Genomic DNA, 22,075 nt, shown 5'->3' with positions numbered 1-22,075 from the left:
TATATTATTTATCGTGTTCTTTTTTAACCAACGATTGATCATACATTCTAAAAAACGGAAAATAAACTAGCGTCGTAATACCGACTAGAATAAGTGCTAATAACAGTGAACGCACATCTCCTAAGGTTGAAATAAATAAACCTAAGGGCATGGGAATTACCCATGGTGCTACGATACTTGGAATCGAAACATAACCCAGTTTCATTGCCCAATACGCAACACTTCCTGTTATTAACGGTGCTAAGAAAAAAGGCACTCTAAAATACTTATTCTCGACAATCGGTGTTCCAAAAATTATATTCTCGTTAATATTGAATATATTTGAAAGAAGGCTATCTTTTCCAAGTGTTTTAAGATGACGGCTTTTCGCAAAAAGCAAATTAACCGTTAATCCTAATGTGCATCCAGATCCACCGATCCAAACACACCACCCTAAGAATGCTTCCGTACCGATATATACGGGTAAATTACCTGAAACGATCATAAATCCGTTCACAAGCATCATATGGAACCAAAACGGTCTCATTAATGTTCCTATAACGCCAACACCATGAATCCCTAAAACCCAAAACATACAAATAATCATGATGAGTGATAGTATGATAATAAATTCACTCAAAACATTGGTTACTACTATAATACCATTAGCCAGCACTAGAAAGAAATAATTAAAAATAAATATAAAGATTAATAGACAAAGCAACATGACGATAGTTGGCCATAAGCGGTTATAGTAATCCGTAACGGCTTGGGGAATCCGCGTTCCTTTAAACTTAAACGAATCCAAATAATTGAAAGCGAGTGATACGATTACAGATACGATCATCGTAACCAATGGAAACGTGGTTGTGTGTCCATTTGGAACCAAAACAACTCCAGGTAATAACGATAAGAAAACAGTACTCATCGTAAAACTCAGATCAACATTCGTATTTAAAACTTCACTTGCAATTAGATACGATAAAGAAATCGATAACATGACGCAATACAGCTGGTAAAACAGAACAGCTTGATTACGAAATGGATCACGAACCCAACCGATTTGATCAAACTGATAATACACAAAAATACAAACACCCAAAACGATATTGATATATGCCATTTTATTAATCGCATTTTTTATAGCGTTTAAACAACGACTTCCCTGTATCAATGAAACAAACTTTTCTAAAAACATAATAAACTTCCTCTTCTACTTACAGTATTGCGTATGTAGCATTTTAAAAAAGAAGGATAGAATCCTTCTTAGTCAATACGCACAAATTTTATTTTAGTATATCGATTAATGGCATGAACAAGATCTACGTAATCAGGATGAATAAATCCGATTACATTGGTTCGTGCATCCATTGGAAATGCTTTTTTACAAATTTGCATTTCACCACTGTATCGTCCCGATAATTCATTCTCAATCGTAATCGCTCCACGGACACGCGCCCCATTATCGGTTACGGGAATCCCTGGAATACGTGGTGTTAACATGCGAATCACATTTTCAGATAAATCTTTACGTACTTCAAACGTTTTATCATACATATCCGGTGCATTTTTAGTAAAGAATGCAGGTATATGCATTATTGAATCTTTCATATACGATTCAATATAGAATAACGTTTCAAGGTGTGCTTTACTATCTCCAATTAGAATATCCGTGATACCACAATCATGAATCAATTCCACGGCTGCAAGATACGGATTACATTGACGATGTTTCTCAACGGTAGGTAAGCCCTCATAAAGAGGGAATCGTTTTAAAGCATCACCGGGTACAAAAGCCATAATTTTTATATTGTGACGAATAAATACTTCATTGATTTTTTTAAAATAATCTAACGATAGTCCCGTCTCCGTTTTAGGATAAAAGTTATGTAGAACAGAAATATTCTTAAAATCAACGCCTGCTTCCAAAGCATCAAGAATATACGGTTCATTTACAACACTTGCATTCAACATTAAATTAAAGTCTTTTTGAAGTGATTTTACGACTTCAAAGTCATCAAATCCATAATCAAGACGTAGTGATGTAAAACCAAGTGTTTTAAGTGCTTTATAATCATTTGCAGCAATTCCCAGTTTCTCAAATGTTGCAGGAGAAATATCGGGTACTAGTTCAAGACCTAAGCGTTTAACTTCCGATAAAAACTTTGGCATTTCTTGATCCAATTTCGATAAATCTTCCTCTGGGATATGAAGTGAAGTAAATAAATACTTCACTCCTATAGCAGCTGCAGCTTCTAAATATCCGTAATCTAAATCTTTAAAATAACTTGAGATACCTAACATAATTTAGTTTTCTTCTGCTTGTTCCGCAGCAGCCATTTCAGCGAGGTCGTTTTTCTCCATTGCCTTCACAAATGGATAGAAGCATAGGAACATAAATACCCAACCAACAAGTACAAACACTGTTGCTGGAATACTTCCTGCTGTTGCTAAATATGTTTTAATCGGTGCTGGTGTAATCCAAGAAATCATCAATGCCGGTACTGGTATGACACCTAATGTTGTTAAAACAATTGCGGCAAGCGCGAGCACTAAGTAACTTAAGATGAATGGAATCATCATGAGTGGATTCAACATAATTGGTAATCCAAAGATAAGAGGTTCACCAATATTGAATAAGGATGCAGCTAAAGCAAGTTTACCTAAACCGCTTAAACGCGGTGATTTTGACATTATTAAGCAAAGTGATAATGGGAACAATCCGGTCCAAATATAGTTATCCATAAATACGGATGTATATGTGTGTGGTAGATTTGCAAGTGTACCGGTAGCTTCAAATGCAGCAAGGTTTAATTGTGACATTTGACCCCAGAATGTACCACCTACTGAGTTTACAATGTTGGATCCATGAATCCCAACAGCCCATAGAATACGGTTTAGAAGTGTTGCAATCATAACAACGATTGGTGAATCACCAACAGCTACTAATGGTTTGAACACGCCTGCAATCAATTCTGGAATGTTTAATTGGAAAACATGACCCAATAACCACCAAAATAAAATTACAAAGAAACTTGGAATTAATGCAATAAATGATTGAGATACCATTGGAGGAACTCCCTCTGGCATTTTAATAACAAGTTTTTTATTAACAACAAATCGATAAATTTCAACCGTAATAATTGCGACAATCAATGCAGCGAATACGCCAAGTGCGCCCATATATGTTGATGGAACACCTGTAAACTTACCTTCAACACCATCAACCATTGTTGTAACAGTTTGTGCTGGATTTAAAAGTAAGAATGATGCAACGGCTAGAATCATCGGTTGAACAATATCGTGATTTTCTCCGCGTTGTTTATTGTAGTATTCGACCAATCCATACGATGTCGTGATTACAGTATAAAGGGCAATAAAACCTGTCCCTACTCCAGATGCTGCTGCAATAACCCAGCGTTTATCACCTAAGAAATCAGTCCAAGCCTTAACCGGGAATGATGCAATAAGTAAAAATACAGAACCAATAACTAATAGGGACATGATTCCAAGTCCAGTACGTTGCATAACTTGAACGTATTTTAACTGAGAAAATTTAATGAGTGGTGGGGCAATCTTCTCTTCTATAAATTGTGTTAACTTCTCCATATTAACTCCCTTTCCTGCACTTGTTAGTGCTTACATATGAATAGTAACCGATATCAAAATATATTTCAACCTTTCTTCGCAAATATTGGAATATTATTTCAATATCTTCGTTTTTTATTGTAATCGGTTCCATATTTTGCTACTATTATTTTGTAGAAAGAGGTATTAGTATGAATACAATTATTATTAATAGTCCTATCATGCAAAAACAAATTCAAAAAATTGTTGAAACAATGACCGATCCGAAATGCACTTTTGTAAAGAAAGATGGTATCAAACTCTATTTCGAAACGGACATGGAGGATAAAGACGAAGCGTGCAAACGTATTAAAGCTGAAATCAAGAAAGATCCTATGGCTGGCGCAATTATGTTTACAGTCAAAGCAGATGAGTATATCTAAAACAATATAAAACGTTCACTGATAACAGCGAACGTTTTTTTTTATGTATTTTAAACTATGAATGCATCGACTCTTTTTCATGATAAGTACTAACAATAGATGTTTTCGAAATCCGTTCATAAAAAAGGCGATAATCCTTGTGAAACAATGTTGAAATAATATGACTCACAATAAATATCCAATAACCTAAAATCACCAATAAATAGAGAACCGACGTAATGGTACCAACATATAAATTCGTTGATGAGACCATTTCAAACAGTGCCCCTGTAATATCTCCAAAACGAATGATAAATATATAAACTAGAACGGTTCTTATAATTATAGATTTGATTCTTGATGCGCTCTGATCTGCGACGATACGGACTTGCACCACTGACATTCCTATGGTTGATCCTTGATGTACAATTGGCCACATCGCAAAAAAGAAGATGAATCCAATGAAGTTAATTATCGACACAAATACATGATTCTGGGCTAATACGGGATTGATTGCACGCATTCCAAGCATAAATACTGAAAGAGACACCGACATTATCGCTGTATCAATCAAATAAGCCACAAGACGCCGTATATAAGTCACTCGAACCGATTTTTCTGCTGATTCTAAGTCCAACGCTTCTCGGGTTGGGAAAAAATAAGTCATTAAGGGAGCGATACCATATCCGAAAAGCCCACCTAAAGTATTTAAGATTAAATCATCCACATCGAATAAACGATAAGGTCCTGGATACAGTCCATAAAGTCCTGTAAGCTGTGTAAGCTCAAAGAATAATGATAATATAAAACTTAAAATCACTGTTTTCTTTAAATCACAGCTAAAGTAATAACGTAAATAAATTCCAAAAGGGACAGTCATCAGGATATTAAAAACCGGTTGCGTGAATACCCCCTCTTTTAATCCCATCAGAATCGAGTTTGGATTTGATAAACGCATCGAGGACTCTCGAATAAAGTCCGATATAAATGAGAATGGAATGGGTTGAATCATATCTTTCCAATGTGTATGCACTGTTTGTCGATCGGGTAATGGTAAAATTACCAGATAAAAAGCACACAGTAAATAGAAAATAAAACTATAGATTACCACAGCCCGCCATTTTGAGACCGAGCCATGTTTATGATAATCATAAATTAAATATGGAATTAACATCGCAAATGCAATGAAAGGAAAACTGATTAAAGCAGTTCGTATTGGATAAAGATAGGTCTGCATCGTCAATTCCCCTTTACTTGTTATTTACGGTCTAAATATTCTTGGTATGTTCCGAGATAGTCTACAAGCGTACCATCTTCTTTAAATTCCATAATACGTGTTGCGGTTGTTTCAATAATTTGGTGATCATGTGACGCTAACAGAATTGTACCCGGGAATTTAATCAGTGCATTATTTAATGCAGTAATGGATTCCATATCGAGATGGTTTGTTGGTTCATCAAGAATTAGAACGTTTTTACCCATAATCATCATCTTGGACATCATACAACGTACTTTTTCACCACCGGATAGAACATTAAGTTTCTTCAATGCATCATCTCCAGCAAAAATCATGCGTCCTAAAAATCCACGTACATACGTTTCATCTTTTTCATCAGAAAATTCCATGAGCCAATCAACAATTCGTTCATCAGTTTCAAAATCTTCATCAAAGTTTTTATTAAAGTAACCATAATCAACACTTGATCCCCAATGCACAAAACCAGCATCTGGTTGAACTCGTTCTGTAATGATATCAAAAAAGCGTGATTTAGTGATTTCTTGGTCTCCTACGAAGGCTACCTTTTCGTTATTTCCAATTGTGAAACTTAAATTTGTGAAAAGTTGTTTGCCATCTAAAGTAGCACTCAGATCGCCAACTTCTAATACTGAACTTCCAAGATTACGTTTTGGTTTAAACTCAATAAATGGGTAACGACGTTTTGAAGGTACCATTTCATCAAGTTTAATTTTTGATAGAGCTTGTTTACGTGAGGTTGCTTGTTTTGATTTTGAAGCATTTGCACTAAAGCGATCAATAAAATCTTGAAGTTCTTTAATTTTTTCTTCTTTTTTCTTATTTGCATCTTTCATTTGACGAAGGATTAATTGACTGGATTCATACCAGAAGTCATAGTTTCCTACAAATAACTGAATTTTACCGAAATCAATATCCGCAATATGAGTACATGTTTTATTTAAAAAGTGACGGTCATGGGATACTAAAATTACGGTACTTTCAAAATTAATTAAGAATTCTTCAAGCCATTGAATGGCTTCAAGGTCAAGGTGGTTTGTTGGCTCATCAAGTAGAAGAATATCAGGATTACCAAAAATTGCTTGGGCTAATAATACTTTAACTTTATCAGAACCTGTGAGTTGTTCCATTTTCGATTCGTGATATTGACGATCAACGCCTAAACCATTTAATAATGTGAACACTTCCGCTTCAGCATTCCAACCATCCATATCCGCAAATTGTTCTTCCAGTTCACCGGCACGAATGCCATCCGCTTCTGAAAAATCTTCTTTTGCGTAGATTACTTCTTTTTCTTTCATAATTTCATAGAGTTTTTCGTTCCCCATGATAACTGTTTCTAAAACAGTAAAATCATCGAAGGCAAAATGATCTTGTTTTAAAAACGAGAGTCGTTTTCCATTTGGAATTGATATATGACCACTTGTTGGTTCAAGTTCACCGGATAAGAGTTTAAGGAAGGTTGATTTCCCTGCACCATTTGCTCCGATGACACCATAACAATTACCTTCTGTAAATGTTATAGATACCTCTTCGAATAATGCCTTGCCATCAAACATTAACGATAAATTATTTGTACTAATCACTGATATTCTCCTTTAAATTCATTCAAACTCCTATTATAGAGTATATTTATAAATAAACAATAAAAACAAGACAGATTTGTCTTGGCTTTTACATTACTTATCTTCTTAATAGTATAGCAAATTTTTATGAATATAGTAGTCTTATGATATCAAAGCAATTATTACCACGATACAAGTCCCGTTGTGATGTCATAAAACGCACTTATAACTTTAACATCATGACGTTTGATCGACGAATTGTCTGCGATTTCTGAAGCCGTTTTTTGAGCGTGGTTTTCCGATGAATGATCAATACCTTCACTTAAAATGTGTCCTCTGATTTGATCCACAATGGTTTTAAGATTTCCATCAAGTGATAGATTATTGAATGCGGCACTGATTGCCCCACATTGACTATGACCTAATACGACAACTAAAGGCGTTTTAAGATTCTCAACCGCATATTCAATACTTCCTAACACCGAAGAATCTGAAATATTGCCAGCATTTTGAATCAAAAACAAATCCCCTAACTTACAATCAAATATAATATCCGGTGACACACGAGAATCCGAACAACTAAGAATAATCGCATAAGGATTTTGTCCCGTCCCTAAGTCTTCCATCTCATGTTGAGAATGATGTGAATTTCGAACCGTTTGATTTGTAAAGCGAAGATTTCCATCTTTTAATAAATATAGTGAATTTTCCCATTTATGACGCATAACTGCTCCTCTTCTTTCATCGCTGTTTGATTGTGTTTTAAAAACAATTACTTCTTATAGTTATTATAAAATGTTTATTCAAACATGACGACGGCTGTCATGAAACTATCACAAAATGTCATCAAGAATTCTTCTCGTTAAAAGACAGTAACAATGGTATTATAGTGACAGAACGGAGTTGAATTATGAAAGCAGAAATTATTTGTGTTGGAACTGAATTGTTGTTGGGAGATGTTGTGAATACAAATGCAACGTATATTGCGCAACAATTAGCGAATGATGGCATATTTTGTTACCATCAAAGTGTTGTGGGTGATAATCCAGAGCGTCTTAAACATAGTTTTTCGGAAGCATTAAGTCGTAGCGATGTCATTCTTCTTACAGGTGGGCTGGGTCCAACTTATGACGATCTCACAAAAGAAATTATCGCTGAATTACTCGGTCTGCCACTTGTACTTCACCAGGCTTCTATGGATAAACTTGAAAGGTATTTTAAAACGACTGGAAAAGTGATGACTGAGAACAATATTAAACAAGCGATGATTCCTCAAGGTGCTTTTGTTTTTGAAAACATGTGTGGTACAGCTCCAGGAATTGGTATTGAGATCGATACCAAAACCGTTATATTACTTCCCGGACCTCCACGCGAAATGAAGATGATGTTTGAAACCTCTGTCAATGACTACTTAAAACAAAAAACAAACGTAACACTTGTATCCCATAAACTTTATTTATTTGGAATTGGTGAATCAACGGTAGAATCAATTCTCAAAGACAAAATGGTTGATTATCAAAACCCTACTATTGCACCGTATGTTTCAGATGGAAGCGTCATGTTGCGTGTGACTGCAAGTGCACAGTCTTATTCAGAAGCTGACAGACTTATTCAACCCGTAATCGAAGAAATCAAGGTGCTTTTTCAAGATTTCTATTACAGCGTTGATGTGCCCTACCTTGAAGATGTAATTGTGCCATTACTTGCACGCAAAAACTTGAGTGTTTCAACGGCTGAAAGTTGTACGGGAGGTCTCTTAAGCTCACGAATAACACGCGTTTCTGGTAGTTCAAAGGTATTTAATTTAGGTGTTACTACGTATTCAAATGAACAAAAAAACGCAATTCTACGCGTACCAAATGAGTTATTTGACACGGTAGGAGCTGTTTCTCCCAAAGTTGCGAAACATATGGCCTCAAACATTCGTATACTTGCAGGATCGGACATTGGTATTGGTATAACAGGTATTGCAGGACCAACAGGTGGTTCGGATGATAAACCCGTAGGCCTTGTATATATTGCAATTGCGACGTCAAAATGTGTTGAAGTGAAAACCCTCAACTTAGGTCGAAACCATGCTGATGAACGAATACAAATCCAAAAAATGGCAACAAATCATGCCTTGAAAATGATTTTCGATGAAATCAAATAAAAAAAACGATGTAGTTAAATGACAGAAGACTACATCGTTTTTTTATGTCGGCTATATTCAAGGAGAAGAATGAATATATTTTCACAGTGACCATGTACTGGGAATACATGTCCCCCTCCACTGTCCGACTCCTATATATTAAAACCTAATTCTTAATATAAACTTAAATAAAACTTAAATCGATTTAAGATATAAAACGCTTATTCAAAAACACCCTTAAAGTATCAAATACGAATATGGTTTATTGTATTTGAAAATAAATCGTTTAAATGATAGGAAAGATGACCTATAATCGCTAAAACAGTGTATAATCCTAATTATAGCGCTTTAATTGGGGGATCTATGTATATGAATAAAAAGAATATCTTAACCTATTTCCTATTAATATCGATGTGTATTGGTTTGTTTATGTATTCATCACTGAATCCATTTATGAAAAACACTCGATTTTATAAATGTGGTAATGAATTGGAATCCCAGTTGATTTTGACCCATACAGGAACGTACGTTATTTTAAATCAGGATGGAACTTTTTATAAAGATAATTATCATCGCACATTTTTAAGGTCATTTCGTCTAACGGACCATAAGGACGTGAAAATTGCATCTCTGAATGAATCAATTCGTTTTAAGTCTCGAAGCCAAGGTGATATGATTTGCAGCCAAAACTATCGTAACGATGATATCAATACACATGATCGAATGGCTTCACTGATTCTCGATCATCATAACCGTTTAATCCAATTAAGTAGTATCATTAAAAACAAAACAAATAATTCGAGTCCGGTAATCACGTACAACACAATTGACTATCAAATTACGCTATTTGAAAAAAACTTTGACCATATCCTCGGGAATTAGTACAATTTCACTTATTATCCACCTTTATACTTTAAACTTAAATTCTAGAAATTGGGGTCTTTTATGAACAAATTATCACGCCTTGAGGTGCTTTCTCTTGGTATTACAGTTTTCTCTATGTTTTTTGGTGCTGGAAATCTTATTTTTCCTTCCATGATTGGTTATCTATCGGGATATAACCTTCCAATATCAATCTTCTTCTTTTCAATGTCTGCCGTCTTTCTAACGTTTTTAGGTATTAGTGCTGTCGCAAAGGCTGAAGGCTTCAATCCAATTGGGTCAAAAGTTCATCCATACTTTGCCACTGCATTCACCGTTATTATTTATATTTCTATAGGACCTGGACTGGCGATTCCACGTGCAGGCACGATGCCTTTCGAAATTGCAGTTAAACCGATGTTATCTGCATCGAACTTGGGTGTTGGAATGCTTATTTATACGTTTGTGTTCTTTGGTATTGCTGCATGGTTATCCATGAAACCCAATAAGTTGGTGGACCGCATGGGTAAAGTGTTATCACCGATTCTTCTTAGTCTTTTAATTATTACCGCAATTCTCATCTTTTCTAAACAAACTCATGTGATACTCCCTCCAAAAGATCCATATCGTCTTCATCCAGCAACGGCTGCATTTATTAATGGATATATGACGATGGATGCAATCGGTTCCCTTACAGTTGGTCTCGTACTCTCGATGATTATTCAAGAAATTGGAATTACTGATAAAAAAGTGATTCGGAAAACAACATATCAAGTCGGAGCGATTGCGGGTATCTTATTATTTCTGGTTTACATTTTATTAGCGCTTTTAGGCTCTCATATTGCACCGAACTTACCAAATGCTACAAATGGTGCAGAGGTCTTGATTGCAGTTTCATATACAGCCTATGGGTCTTACGGTCCGATTGTTCTAGGATCGATCTTTACCCTAGCGTGTCTCACAACCTGTGTCGGATTAATCACATCATGCAGTAAGTATTTTTCAGAACTTTTACCAATTCTAAGTTACGAAAAATTTGTCATCTTACTATCTATGATCAGTTTAGTTATTGGAAATTTCGGCCTCAATCATATTTTAGCTATTAGCTCACCGATTCTGAGTGTAATCTACCCAATCGCAATCACTTTAATTCTCCTAACATTTATCGGCGACATACCCGATATAACATTCAAGATAACGACGATCGTTGTGGGGTGTATAAGTATCATGTCGAGCATTAATCACGCGTATAGTACATGCTTTAGACTTATCTCGACGCTTCCATTACATCAACTTCAACTATCTTGGGTCATGCCCGGGATTATCATTGCAATTATCACAACAATTTATGCAAACCTTACACGGATTGAAGATTAAAAAAAAACGACCGAAGGAACTGACCCACATAAGTGGGAGTAAATAAAAAAAAGAAATGCCTCTATTCGAGAATCATAGTAATATGAAACTTAGAACGGAGGCATTTTTATTTCCAATAAAGTAGGAATCAAGTATCCCTTAGAGATTAAAATGAAAGCTATTCAAATGAAACAGGATGGAATCCCTGTTAAGACGATTCAGGATGCCCTTAATATTAAAAGTGAATCACAAGTTTATGCTTGGTGGTATTGGTATCGTGATGGCGACTTACATCGCCTCGAACAGCCTGCTGGAAAACAGTATACCTTTGGACACGGTCCTGAAGGTTCTACAAAAGAAGAAGTTCTCTTAAATCAAAATAGATCACTTAAGGCTCATAATGAAATCTTAAAAAAGTACATTCAATTGGAAAGAAGGTGGTACCAGAAGTAGTCCTAGAACTCGTAAGTTTCTATAAGAATCAGATGCCGCTCAAGATAATTTTAGAAGTTCTTGAAGTATCTTCTTCAACCTACCATCGTTGGAAAAATAATCTATATTTGAATACATCATTATCCGATAATGAAGAAGCAGTGATTCATTTATGTAAAGAAACTAGATATCTGTACGGATACCGTAAAATCACAGCACTTCTAAGAAGGAAAATGCAGATAAGCCACAATACAGTACAGAGAATCATGCAGAAACATTATTTGAACTGTAGAGTAAAAGTTAAGAAACACCGAAAGGTAGGAACGAATTCTTTTATCAGCGACAATTTATTACAACGTGACTTTAAGGCGGAAAGACCTTTAGAGAAACTCGTAACAGATATAACCTATCTCCCATTTGGCACGAAGATGCTTTATTTATCAAGTATCATGGACTGCTTCAATGGGGAAATTATTTCATATACGATTGGTGACACACAAGATGTGTCGTTTGTACTCGATACCCTGAATCAATTACCTGCACTTGAAGCATCTTGTATCTTGCATTCAGATCAAGGTTCCGTCTATACATCTCATTCGTACCAGACCCGAGTCAAAAATAAAAGCATTGCCATGAGTATGTCCCGTAAAGGGACGCCTGCTGACAATGCTCCAATCGAATCGTTTCATTCCTGCTTAAAGTCTGAAACGTTCTACTTATATCCGGAACTCTGCAGTTCTAGTGAAATTGTATCACAAACTGTGATAAACTTTATTAAATATTACAACGAAACTCGAATACAGGCAAAGCTTGGTTATGTATCACCGGTAGAATTCCGGTTACAAGCTTTACTTTTATTTAAAGTCCCATTAGTATGGGTCAGTCCCAAAGTAGTTTTTTATTTTGAAAATTTTTCTTTAATCCAAGCAAAGAATCCTTTGTGTTCTTGAACTGTTTCTTCAATCACTTTTGTTTCTTTTTCTTTCTTGATTGCCTCAGTTCTCATAATCATCTTGGAACTACCTTCCATGTCAGAACCCAGACCACTTAATGTTGTATTTGTCTCAGCGATCTCTAAGAGACCATCTTTTACATCAAGAATTCGAGTTAAATCATCCATACTGATCTCATCGTGTGATTTCGCTTCAGCCATTCCTTCATTAACTTTGTTATTAAGTTCTGTTGAACCTTCAGCAAGTTTTGAAGCTCCCGCTTCGAGTTGCGATCCAGCATAATAAACTTGATTTGAGCCTTGTGCAAGAGCATCAAGTCCCTCTTTAACGACATTTGATCCGTCATTTATTTTTTGAATGCCTGATGATAGCTCTGTAGCACCTGCGGAAAGTTTGGACGATCCATCCAGTAAGAGTTGACTCCCATGTGATGCCTCTTTAGATTTAGTGTCAAGTACGGAGGCACCAGCATTTAGTTTTTGTGCATTCTCATTTAATTGAGTTGACACAGTTTCAAATTGTTCCAATCCATGATCAAGTTGACCAAGTCCTTCTAGGACTGCTTTTTGATTTGTATTCACAGTTTCAAGTCCTTGTTCCACAGCTTCACTACCTCCAACAAGTTTTGGAAGTTGTGTATCAATTTGGCCATAGATTGTATTTACTGCTTCATTGGATTGTTCGAGTGCATTAACCGTTTTAACAAGTGTTTCATATTCTTGTTGTATTTCAGTACGATCTTTGTCTTCAGGAATCAATGCAATTGCTTTTTCAAGAACGGTAATTTGTTCTTTGAGCGATGCAATGGTTTGTGTTGTTTGTTTAATTTGACCTAATCCCATTGTATTTGCACCCTGGACTCCGTTTACACCCGATACAACTTGATGACTTCCCGTCGTCAATTGTTGTGTACCCGAATCAATTTGACTCATTCCAGTCTTAAGTTTGGTTACAGAGCCTCTAACGGGTTTCAATGCTTCAGAAGCTTTGATAAAGCCTTCGCTCAATTGAGTTGCTTTTGAAGCATATTGCGTAACACCTTCACTTAAAGCCATATAACCATTACCTAATTGTTCTGCTTTCTCGGTAAAAAGAGATGTATTGTCAGCAAGAGATTGTGCACCTACTGAGCTTCGATAAATACCGTCAAAAAACACACCCGAACCTGAAGCAAGCTCATGCGATCCATCGCTTACTTTACCAACTGCACTAACATAGTCGGTAATACCACTATTTAATTGATTTGAACCATCGGATAATTGTTGTGTTCCGTTTGCAAGTTGGTTGGCAGCATCTTTTAAAGTCTCGATACTTCTTGCAACATCTTCAACACGATCAAATTCTTCTAATGCTTCTAAATTTGGAATGTTTGAAGTCGCGGTAAATACAATCGGACTCATTTCAAAATCCACAACATCTGCTTGGACTTCGATATGGTCATCAAGACCAAAGAATTCTTTGGTAATACCGAGATTTTCTTTCATTCCTGGAAGAACAACAAAAGTAGCAATTTGATTGTTCCCATCTTGAATTAACTTACCTGTATTCACAGTAACATCATAAAAAGTGTCTGAGGATAAGTTCATGACAGTTGCAACCATGTAGGGTGCATAACCATTCTTTGTTCCACCATTTTTTAATTTAATAGTGCGTGGATCGTTATTTTTTATATCGATTGAAATCTTTAATCGACCGCTTTGTCCAACAATATCTTCTGGACGAACTGTTTTACCATCTAGGGTATAATGAATCGATGTTTCAATCGGTAATGATTGTTCGATATCTCCTTGATAATAAACATCTTTTTGATCGGTATTCCATATTACTGTATTACCCGCAATACCAGGTTGATCGTCCGTTTTAACATTGACGATATTTTTCAAATTTGATTTATCTGAAACAGTCTTTAATTCTTTATCTGAATGTAAGTGTACACTTGATACTTTATGAATCACGCGACCATCACTATCCAAGTTTACAAAAACTGTTTCGTCTTTTTTTATCGGTTCATTTGCGCTTACAGGTACAACGGCAACCATACTGATTGCAATCGCACCACTTAGTGCACGTATTGAATTTTTAGTCTTCATTCGTTATAACATCTCCTTTATTACTTTTTTTCCATCCCCGTGTTGTTTTACTTATAATTCCTTCGCATCCAAGTAAGATACCAGGAAGAATAAATAATATAACGAGTGTAGAAATGATTGCTCCACGAGCGATCATACCGCTAAGACTTGATACTAATTCCATCTCAGAAATAATTGCAACACCTACGGTAGAACCAAAGAATGCAAGTCCACTTGTTGATATTGACTTAGCTGATTCTTTAACAGCAATTTCCATTGCTTCATGTTTTTCTAAACCATTCCCACATTCTTCTTTAAATCGTGTAGTTAGCAGAATTGCGTAGTCAACTGTAGCCCCTAATTGAATTGATCCAATTACGATACCAGCTATAAATGGAATAGAAGTTCCCATATAGAATGGAACACTCATGTTAATAAAGATTGCAAGCATGATTGCTGCGATTAAGAGAACTGGAATTGATACGGACATAAATACAAGGGCAATGATAATAAATACGGCAGCAAAACTCAGTGCATTAACACGAGCAAAGTCTTCATCTGCAATATCGATCAGATCTTTTGTTAAGACCCCTTCACCCGTTAATAATGCATCTTCATCATAATGTTTCATAATTGAAGATATCGCCTCTATTTGTTGATTTTCTTCATCCGTAGCGGATTTAAAAGAAGAATTAATGATTAGACGTTTATAATCACCTTTCTCGAAAATCGAGACTACCTTTTCAGGTAAAAACGACTCTGGTACAGTAGGTCCTACATATTTTTGATATGAAATAACATTTTCAATGCCATCTAACGATTCGATTTCTTTAATCATTCGGGTGATTTCGAAATCAGGAACTGTTTTCGGTATAACTGCAAAATGAGTTGTTTGCATATTATAATCATCTTTTAATTTTGTAAGTGCGACCATTGATGTCATATCTTGTGGTAAGGACTCATCAAGGTTGTAGTAAACATCATTGTTACTTTGTCCAAAATATGCCGGAACAAAGAGTAAAACTCCAATGAGTACAAACACTTTCGCATGACGTGTAACTAATTTTGATAGATGGTTAAATTCAGGTAAAATTGTACGATGACGCCATTTATGAATTGGACCATCAAAGATAAGAATTAATGAAGGTAATACCGTTAGAACGGATAATACACCTAACACGACACCCTTAGCCATTACAAATCCAATATCTTTACCGATTGTTAGATTCATAGCACCGATCGCTAAAAAGCCTGCAACCGTGGTTAATGAGCTCCCTACAATCGATGATGCAGTTGAGGCAATCGCAGAACCCATTGCTTGTTCTTTATTTGAATTCTTGCGTAACTCCTCTTCATAACGATGTAATAAGAAAATCGAATAATCCAACGTTACACCTAATTGCAATACGGCAGCTAATGATTTGGTTATATATGATATTTGACCAAATATCACGTTTGTTCCAAAGTTATAAGCGATTGCATATCCAATGCTCAAGAGGATTATAAACGGTATAACGGTTGATTCTAAAGTCATTGCAAGCACTAATGTGGCAAGTAATACTGCAAGTCCAACATAAATTGGTGTTTGTGCATCTGCAAGTTCTTTTGTATCTTTTAATAATGCAGACATTCCACTGAGGAATGAATGTTCATCAAGCAATGATCGAATATCATCGATTGCTTCATGGGTAAGTGGTGAGGCATTTCCTTCATCAAACTTAACAATAAGTAATGTTGAATTCTCACGGAAGAGTAAAGACTGTACATCTTCGGGTAACATTGTTGAAGGAACGGATATATCTACAAGGTCGTCGATCCAAATTACATCTTCAACACCTTTAACAGTTTTTATCTTTTCTTTAGTTTTTACTACATCTTTGTTTGTCATGTTTTCAATGACTAACATTCCAGTTGATGCACCACCAAATTCTCGGTCTAGTATTTCTTGACCTTTAACCGACTCAGAATCTTTTGGAAGATATGTTAGAATATCATAATTTATCTTCGTAGATACTGCTCCGTAAAGCGATGGAATTAAAAGCAATGTCGCAATAATTAATATAATTTTGCGGTGTTTAGCAATCGCATCTCCAAACGCTTGGGTAAAACCTTTCTTCACGAAATCATCTCCTAATAATACGTTTTATGGTATCGAAGAGGAAGGGCTTCATGGTTTCTAAACTTGAGGGTTCCTCAAGAATTATTGTATTGTACGCAACTGAACCGGTAAGTTCAATTACAATGTAAATCGTATGATCTATTTCTGCTTCTGATATGCCTAAATCTTTAAGGCCTTTTGTAAACATATGATAGATTAAATTAATCTCTTCATAGTCTTCTTTTGCCTTTTTAAGAACCCCCCATGATAAATTCTTATGAATAAGCTTTAGAAGGAGTCGATCTTGTTCTAAAAAATCAAGGATAACATTGATAAAAAATATCACTTCATCTTCAAAATGTTCGAATACGTTTAAATGTGTTTCGTTAACCGCATAAACTAAAACATCCGAACTTTTCTTAAAAATAATTCGATCTAAAATATCGTATTTATCTTTAAAGTATAGATAAAAGGTTCCTTTACCAACTCCAGCATGTTTCGCAATATCGCTGATTGATGTTTCGTTAATACCATGACTCGTAAATAAATCATACGCTGCATTATACAATTTGTTCTCTTTAAGTAACTTGTTTTTCTCAAGTTTGGTTACCATATTTCCCTCCTCTGATACAAACTGACCATTGGTCATTATGCCAGCCGTTGTTTAGTTTATCACCAAACTGACCGTTGGTCAACTATTTTCATGAAATTGTATCGTTTTCTATTTTTTATAGTTCTATTATCGCATCATTAGGCAAATAAAAACACGGTTTCCCGTGTTAATATGCTGCATATGGCAAGAGTTGATCAAGGATTACTAAATGGTCATTAGAAACCATAATCTCACATTGCTTATTATCTGCATTAATTTGTGAAAGAAGTTCTCGTGTTTGACCTGAAGGTGCAATCACGTTTCCCTCACCGTTCACAGTAACCATCTTCACAAAATGTGTTTTTCCAGATTTTAAAGCTTCCGCAATAGCACTTACACCTGAATTACATCCCGATCCTGTTGTACTTTGAACAGAAATCCCAGTAAATACGTTTCCATCTGCTGATAATAATGCTGTACATTCTCCATTTAATAATGCATTCGAGGATAGCACATCACATCTTGAATTGTGGTGTGCTATTTCAATTAAATCACTATATTTCATACTTATCTCTCCTATTTCTCCGTAATTCTATCACATCAATTACACAAATAAAAGAGTTTTGTAAAAATAAATATACATACTAACTTTGACCATATATGTATGCTATTTTTTACGATATTAATCTTTGATATAATCGTTATAAAAGAGTAAAAACTCCTATATTCTTGAAAAATATCGAGTATTTTACTTATTAATTTGAAAAAAGTGAAACAAAACCAAAAAATTCTTTACTTTTATTGCTAATTATTTTATATTTTACAAGAAAAAGGAGAATTTTATGAAGAAACCGTACGAAGATTTTGGAAGTAAGCTCTTCACAAAGGATGTGATGAGCGAGTATTTACCTCGCCCCGTTTTTGAACGTTGGTTAAATGCAATCCAATATAAAGAGAAAATGGATATGGCAAATGCAGAAGCAATTGCACATGCAATGAAAGTGTGGGCTTTAGAACATGGTGCTACGCATTATTCTCATTGGTTTCATCCGATGACAGGCTCAAGTGCGGAAAAACACGATGCTTTTATTGAGCCCGATCGAAATGGTAAGCCAATCACACGATTCTCTGGCAAAACATTAATTAAGGGAGAAACAGATGGATCCTCATTTCCAAATGGTGGTTTACGACAAACTTTTGAAGCACGTGGGTATACATATTGGGATGTAACCTCTCCCGCATTTATTCGGGGGCATGTTTTATTTATTCCCTCAATTTTTATTTCATATCACGGTGAATCCTTGGATGAGAAGGCGCCACTTTTAAAATCTATGGAAGCCTTAAGTAAACAGGCAACTCGTATCGTAAATCTTTTAGGTGATAAAAGTGTTACAAGTGTTGATGCTATGATTGGTTTAGAGCAAGAATATTTCTTGGTTAGTTCTAAACATTTCGAACAACGAGAAGATCTAGTTTTTACGGGCCGTACCCTTTTAGGCGAAAATGCACCGAAGGGTCAAGATTTAGTGGGCCATTATTACGGTAATATCCCTTCAAATGTTGTGCACTATATGGAGGATGTTAATGATGAGTTGTGGAAACTTGGTGTTTACAGTAAAGTGGAACATAATGAAGTCGCTCCTGCACAATTTGAAATCGTTACCCATTTCGAAAAGGCAAATATTGCTCTTGATCAAAATATGATCGTTATGGAAACATTACAGCGCGTTGCAAAAAAACATCATTTATCAGCACTTCTTCATGAAAAACCCTTTAAAAATATTAATGGATCCGGTAAGCATAATAATTGGTCCTTAGTAACAAATACTGGGCACAACCTTTTCGAACCGGGCGAACGACCTCACGAGAATATTCGTTTCCTTGTCTTTGTGTGCGCACTCGTAGAAGCGGTTGATTCGCATGCGGAATTATTGCGTTTTGCAGGGTCATCTGCTGGCAATGATCATCGACTCGGAGCATCTGAAGCACCCCCTGCTATTATTTCACTCTTTGTAGGATCTGTCCTTGAAGAAATATTCAAGCAATTAGCGACCTCAAAGGAAATTAATATTGAAAAAGAGGTTCAGTATTTTACACCACTTACCACACTGAGCGCTGTGACGAAAGATTACTCAGATCGAAATCGCACATCTCCTTTTGCATTTACTGGAAATAAATTTGAATTTAGGATGCCAGGGTCTTCGATTTGCAGTGCATTTGTAAATACTGTGTTATGTACAATTATGGTAGAATCACTTGAGCGTATCGCGGATGACTTAGAGCAATACAAGTATGTACAAGATATTCGCGAACAAGCATTGGGACACTGTCAGCGAATCATTAAAGCGCATCACAGGATTATTTTTGATGGTGATGCTTATCATGATAACTGGAAAGATGAAGCGGTACGACGTGGTTTACCAAATCTTGAACACTATGTTGATTCAATTCCTTCTATGCTTTATCCAAACACAATTAAATTATTTAAAAACACTGAAGTACTTAGTGAACGTGAATTACAAGCCCGTACCATTATCGTTCAAACGCGATTTATAAAAACCATCAACACTGAAGCCAATACTTTACTAAAAATGGTGAAACAAGATATTATGCCTGCAATTGTAACTTCTATTAATCACTTATCGAAATCAAACAGTCAAAGCAGTTATGTTCTACGTCAAATCAGAAACCTCGAGTTAAATCTCGATGCACTTGACGCTGCAATCATGACACTTGAACAGAAATTATTGTTTGTTCACGAAATTACTGATTTAGAAGAAAAATCACTCGCAATGCATCATCAAATTCGACCAGAATTTGAGACAATTCGCGAACTGGTTGATCGAATGGAACGCGTTATTTCCAAATCACATTATCCATTCCCAACTTATACGCAATTATTATTTGAACTCTAGTACACAACAAAAAAAGGTATTCAACTTGAATACCTTTTTCTTATTATGAATTGTATTTATAGTGATCCATAAATGCATCTAATGTTTCTCTTTGAGCCTCAATTTGCTTATAAATACGAGCAATTTCTTCTTCAAAGTCATTTTTAGCTGCTACTACAGGTTCAACAACCTGTGGTGTTGGTACAAAATTAGAAACAGGCTCAAGGACTGGCTCTTGTATATTCATATGTTGAATACGAGTACGTTCTTGAAGTGCATCATGAGATGGGTTTGTAAAATTAACGCGTCCCATTAATGCTTCCATTTCTTTTTGCATATTCTGTAATTTCTGAAAGAGTTGATTGATTTGGGTGTCTTTTTCATCGATAATGCGTTCAAAGTCTTGTCTGGGTTGCCCTTGAAACGTTTGTGTATCTAATCGTTCTTTGAGACGACGCACCTCATCGTTCAATCCTTTACGAACCTGATATTTGTCAATCATTTCTTGCTTAAGTTCTTCTTGCAATTGCGCAATTTCTTGTTTTAGAAGTGCACGTTCTTGATCGAATGTAAAAGAAGGAGCGCTGTTAACTTCTGCTTCCAAACGGTTTATGATAATATCCTTCTTTTGAAGTAATTGATCATATTGCGTACGAATATCTTCTACACGTTGCATAATATTTGGTTGTAATTGAACTTGTTCAAGTTGTTGTGTAAGATTTTGAATCTTTTCTTGTAACAACATTACAGTCTCATCTTTTTCAGATGTCATGAGTTCAAGTTTTTTAGTTAAAAACTCTACTTCATTTGTTAAGGTTTCAACAGCTAAATCATCTTGACTGTTCATTGCTTCGACAGCTTCAGTAAGTTGTTGAATTTTGACCTCAAGTGTTTTAATCTCTTCTTCTTTTTCATCAAGGACATACTGTGTATGTTCAATTGACTCTTGTTGTTCATCAATTGTTCCTTGTTGATCCATTAGACGTGATTCAAATGCTTCGCGTTGGCTTTCTAATGATTCAACCATGCGCGCTGCTTCTTGAAGTGCATTATTGCGTTCAATAATCATATCTTCTTTTTGATCAATTAAAGCCATAAAGTTTTCTTCTTGAGCTTGATATTCTTCTAAAATTTTCATAGTACGTGCGATTTCTGAATCTTTTTCTGCTAGTTTAGTTTCCATAACAAGCATTTGTTCGCGTAACTCGTGAACTTCAGCATTACTTGTTTCAAGTTCAATTTCTTTTTCTTTTAAGAGGCGTACACTTTCTTCGAGTGCGCGATTCTTTTCTTGTAGGCTTGATTCAAGTTGATCAAGGTATTGCTCAACTTTAATATTTTCTTCTTCATTTTCTTTCACTTGCTGTGTTAAAACGGATACTTCACCATGAGCACGTTCTAACTGTTCCTGGAGTGATTGATAGTGAGAAGATATTTTGTCTAATTCTTCTTGTAATTCTCCACTAACGGTTTTGTATTGATTTAACTCAGTTGAAAACTGTAATTCTTGATTCTTAATATTTTCAGCTAATTCTTCATTTAAACCTTTAATGCGTTTGTACTCTTCTTCAATTTCAATCATTTTCGATTCTGCATCTGTAAATTGTGACTTTAGTAAAGCATTTTCTTGAGAAAGTGAAGCTTTTTCAAGCAACATTTCTTTGATTTGAAATTCGAGGTTTCCTTGCATCTGTGAAACATTTTGTTCAATTTGCTCTACATATGCTTCAACACTACCGCGTGTATAGCCTCCGAAAAGTGTCTTTTTGAATTTATTCGATGATTCTTCGAGATCATCATCTTCTTCATCGTCGATGTCATTTGATGCGTCAAATGTCGGCATGGCGAAGTCGTTTGATTTTGAATCATCACCAAAACTCATATCAAAAAAATCGTTCATC

Annotated in this window: 16 protein-coding genes and 1 pseudogene; 6 read left to right on the top strand and 11 right to left on the bottom strand. The window is 35.4% G+C overall.

The genetic code is table 11. The annotated features are described in order from the left end of the window. Positions 1 to 4: 4 nt before the first annotated feature. From LLS04_RS07495 to LLS04_RS07485, 3 genes are all read right to left on the bottom strand, one after another. Positions 5 to 1,177, bottom strand: coding sequence for a PTS transporter subunit EIIC (locus LLS04_RS07495; RefSeq protein ID WP_323611084.1), 1,173 nt, complete (start codon positions 1,175 to 1,177; stop codon positions 5 to 7). Positions 1,178 to 1,245: 68 nt separating this feature from the next. Further along, positions 1,246 to 2,283: a MupG family TIM beta-alpha barrel fold protein gene (locus LLS04_RS07490; RefSeq protein WP_323611083.1), complete on the bottom strand. Its 1,038-nt coding sequence runs from the start codon at positions 2,281 to 2,283 to the stop codon at positions 1,246 to 1,248. Between the two features lie 3 nt (positions 2,284 to 2,286). After that, complete coding sequence (locus tag LLS04_RS07485) at positions 2,287 to 3,588, bottom strand: PTS sugar transporter subunit IIC (RefSeq protein WP_323611082.1); 1,302 nt, start codon at positions 3,586 to 3,588, stop codon at positions 2,287 to 2,289. Between the two features lie 170 nt (positions 3,589 to 3,758). Between LLS04_RS07485 and LLS04_RS07480 the strand changes: the two genes are divergently transcribed. After that, a complete protein-coding gene (locus LLS04_RS07480) occupies positions 3,759 to 3,989 on the top strand; it encodes a hypothetical protein (protein ID WP_013852959.1) in 231 nt (76 codons plus the stop codon). A 55-nt stretch (positions 3,990 to 4,044) separates the two neighbouring features. On the opposite strand, the gene LLS04_RS07475 is transcribed toward LLS04_RS07480, so the two are convergent. The 3 genes from LLS04_RS07475 to LLS04_RS07465 all read right to left on the bottom strand — a co-directional run bounded on the left by LLS04_RS07475 (position 4,045) and on the right by LLS04_RS07465 (position 7,513). Then, complete coding sequence (locus tag LLS04_RS07475; protein ID WP_323611081.1) at positions 4,045 to 5,205, bottom strand: VanZ family protein; 1,161 nt, start codon at positions 5,203 to 5,205, stop codon at positions 4,045 to 4,047. 20 nt (positions 5,206 to 5,225) lie between these two features. Then, positions 5,226 to 6,809, bottom strand: coding sequence for an ABC-F family ATP-binding cassette domain-containing protein (locus tag LLS04_RS07470; protein WP_323611080.1), 1,584 nt, complete (start codon positions 6,807 to 6,809; stop codon positions 5,226 to 5,228). A 161-nt stretch (positions 6,810 to 6,970) separates the two neighbouring features. After that, complete coding sequence (locus tag LLS04_RS07465) at positions 6,971 to 7,513, bottom strand: carbonic anhydrase (RefSeq protein WP_323611079.1); 543 nt, start codon at positions 7,511 to 7,513, stop codon at positions 6,971 to 6,973. A 185-nt stretch (positions 7,514 to 7,698) separates the two neighbouring features. Between LLS04_RS07465 and LLS04_RS07460 the strand changes: the two genes are divergently transcribed. From LLS04_RS07460 to LLS04_RS07445, 4 genes and pseudogenes are all read left to right on the top strand, one after another. Further along, the gene (locus LLS04_RS07460) at positions 7,699 to 8,940 is read left to right on the top strand and encodes a competence/damage-inducible protein A (protein WP_323611078.1); all 1,242 of its coding nucleotides are present in this window, start codon (positions 7,699 to 7,701) and stop codon (positions 8,938 to 8,940) included. A gap of 348 nt (positions 8,941 to 9,288) precedes the next feature. Next, on the top strand, positions 9,289 to 9,801 hold the full coding sequence (locus tag LLS04_RS07455) for a hypothetical protein (RefSeq protein ID WP_323611077.1): 513 nt from the start codon (positions 9,289 to 9,291) through the stop codon (positions 9,799 to 9,801). A gap of 63 nt (positions 9,802 to 9,864) precedes the next feature. Further along, entirely contained in the window at positions 9,865 to 11,157 is a 1,293-nt protein-coding gene (brnQ, locus tag LLS04_RS07450; protein WP_323611076.1) for a branched-chain amino acid transport system II carrier protein, read from the top strand. 150 nt (positions 11,158 to 11,307) lie between these two features. Further along, positions 11,308 to 12,416: pseudogene (locus tag LLS04_RS07445) on the top strand (IS3 family transposase); the annotation flags it as partial. Positions 12,417 to 12,466: 50 nt separating this feature from the next. Here the strand turns inward: LLS04_RS07445 and LLS04_RS07440 are convergent. The 4 genes from LLS04_RS07440 to LLS04_RS07425 form a co-directional block, all read right to left on the bottom strand. Next, positions 12,467 to 14,611: a hypothetical protein gene (locus tag LLS04_RS07440; RefSeq protein WP_323611075.1), complete on the bottom strand. Its 2,145-nt coding sequence runs from the start codon at positions 14,609 to 14,611 to the stop codon at positions 12,467 to 12,469. Next, complete coding sequence (locus LLS04_RS07435) at positions 14,601 to 16,709, bottom strand: efflux RND transporter permease subunit (RefSeq protein ID WP_323611074.1); 2,109 nt, start codon at positions 16,707 to 16,709, stop codon at positions 14,601 to 14,603. Before LLS04_RS07435 ends, LLS04_RS07440 begins: the two co-directional genes overlap by 11 nt. A gap of 4 nt (positions 16,710 to 16,713) precedes the next feature. Beyond that, on the bottom strand, positions 16,714 to 17,301 hold the full coding sequence (locus LLS04_RS07430) for a TetR/AcrR family transcriptional regulator (protein ID WP_323611073.1): 588 nt from the start codon (positions 17,299 to 17,301) through the stop codon (positions 16,714 to 16,716). A 166-nt stretch (positions 17,302 to 17,467) separates the two neighbouring features. Beyond that, positions 17,468 to 17,845 (bottom strand): cytidine deaminase, encoded by a 378-nt coding sequence (locus LLS04_RS07425; RefSeq protein WP_323611072.1) that lies wholly within the window; start codon positions 17,843 to 17,845, stop codon positions 17,468 to 17,470. Between the two features lie 277 nt (positions 17,846 to 18,122). Between LLS04_RS07425 and LLS04_RS07420 the strand changes: the two genes are divergently transcribed. Further along, positions 18,123 to 20,195, top strand: coding sequence for a glutamine synthetase III (locus LLS04_RS07420; RefSeq protein ID WP_323611071.1), 2,073 nt, complete (start codon positions 18,123 to 18,125; stop codon positions 20,193 to 20,195). A 43-nt stretch (positions 20,196 to 20,238) separates the two neighbouring features. Here LLS04_RS07420 and LLS04_RS07415 read toward each other — a convergent pair whose 3' ends face one another. After that, positions 20,239 to 22,074, bottom strand: a complete 1,836-nt coding sequence (locus tag LLS04_RS07415; RefSeq protein WP_323611070.1) for a hypothetical protein — start codon at positions 22,072 to 22,074, stop codon at positions 20,239 to 20,241. Between the last annotated feature and the right edge of the window lies 1 nt (position 22,075).

This window comes from Erysipelothrix enhydrae (assembly GCF_035066605.1).
In the GTDB taxonomy this organism is placed as follows: Bacteria; Bacillota_I; Bacilli_A; order Erysipelotrichales; family Erysipelotrichaceae; genus Erysipelothrix; species Erysipelothrix amsterdamensis.
This window is presented reverse-complemented; position numbering and strand designations above follow the sequence as displayed.

Coding starts and splice junctions, on each gene's coding strand:
- LLS04_RS07455 (WP_323611077.1), top strand. CDS start 9,289: ATGAATAAAAAGAATATCTTAACCTATTTCCTATTAATATCGATGTGT.
- LLS04_RS07440 (WP_323611075.1), bottom strand. CDS start 14,611: ATGAAGACTAAAAATTCAATACGTGCACTAAGTGGTGCGATTGCAATC.
- LLS04_RS07475 (WP_323611081.1), bottom strand. CDS start 5,205: ATGCAGACCTATCTTTATCCAATACGAACTGCTTTAATCAGTTTTCCT.
- LLS04_RS07480 (WP_013852959.1), top strand. CDS start 3,759: ATGAATACAATTATTATTAATAGTCCTATCATGCAAAAACAAATTCAA.
- LLS04_RS07490 (WP_323611083.1), bottom strand. CDS start 2,283: ATGTTAGGTATCTCAAGTTATTTTAAAGATTTAGATTACGGATATTTA.
- LLS04_RS07430 (WP_323611073.1), bottom strand. CDS start 17,301: ATGGTAACCAAACTTGAGAAAAACAAGTTACTTAAAGAGAACAAATTG.
- LLS04_RS07460 (WP_323611078.1), top strand. CDS start 7,699: ATGAAAGCAGAAATTATTTGTGTTGGAACTGAATTGTTGTTGGGAGAT.
- LLS04_RS07420 (WP_323611071.1), top strand. CDS start 18,123: ATGAAGAAACCGTACGAAGATTTTGGAAGTAAGCTCTTCACAAAGGAT.
- brnQ (WP_323611076.1), top strand. CDS start 9,865: ATGAACAAATTATCACGCCTTGAGGTGCTTTCTCTTGGTATTACAGTT.
- LLS04_RS07425 (WP_323611072.1), bottom strand. CDS start 17,845: ATGAAATATAGTGATTTAATTGAAATAGCACACCACAATTCAAGATGT.
- LLS04_RS07485 (WP_323611082.1), bottom strand. CDS start 3,588: ATGGAGAAGTTAACACAATTTATAGAAGAGAAGATTGCCCCACCACTC.
- LLS04_RS07495 (WP_323611084.1), bottom strand. CDS start 1,177: ATGTTTTTAGAAAAGTTTGTTTCATTGATACAGGGAAGTCGTTGTTTA.
- LLS04_RS07415 (WP_323611070.1), bottom strand. CDS start 22,074: ATGAACGATTTTTTTGATATGAGTTTTGGTGATGATTCAAAATCAAAC.
- LLS04_RS07465 (WP_323611079.1), bottom strand. CDS start 7,513: ATGCGTCATAAATGGGAAAATTCACTATATTTATTAAAAGATGGAAAT.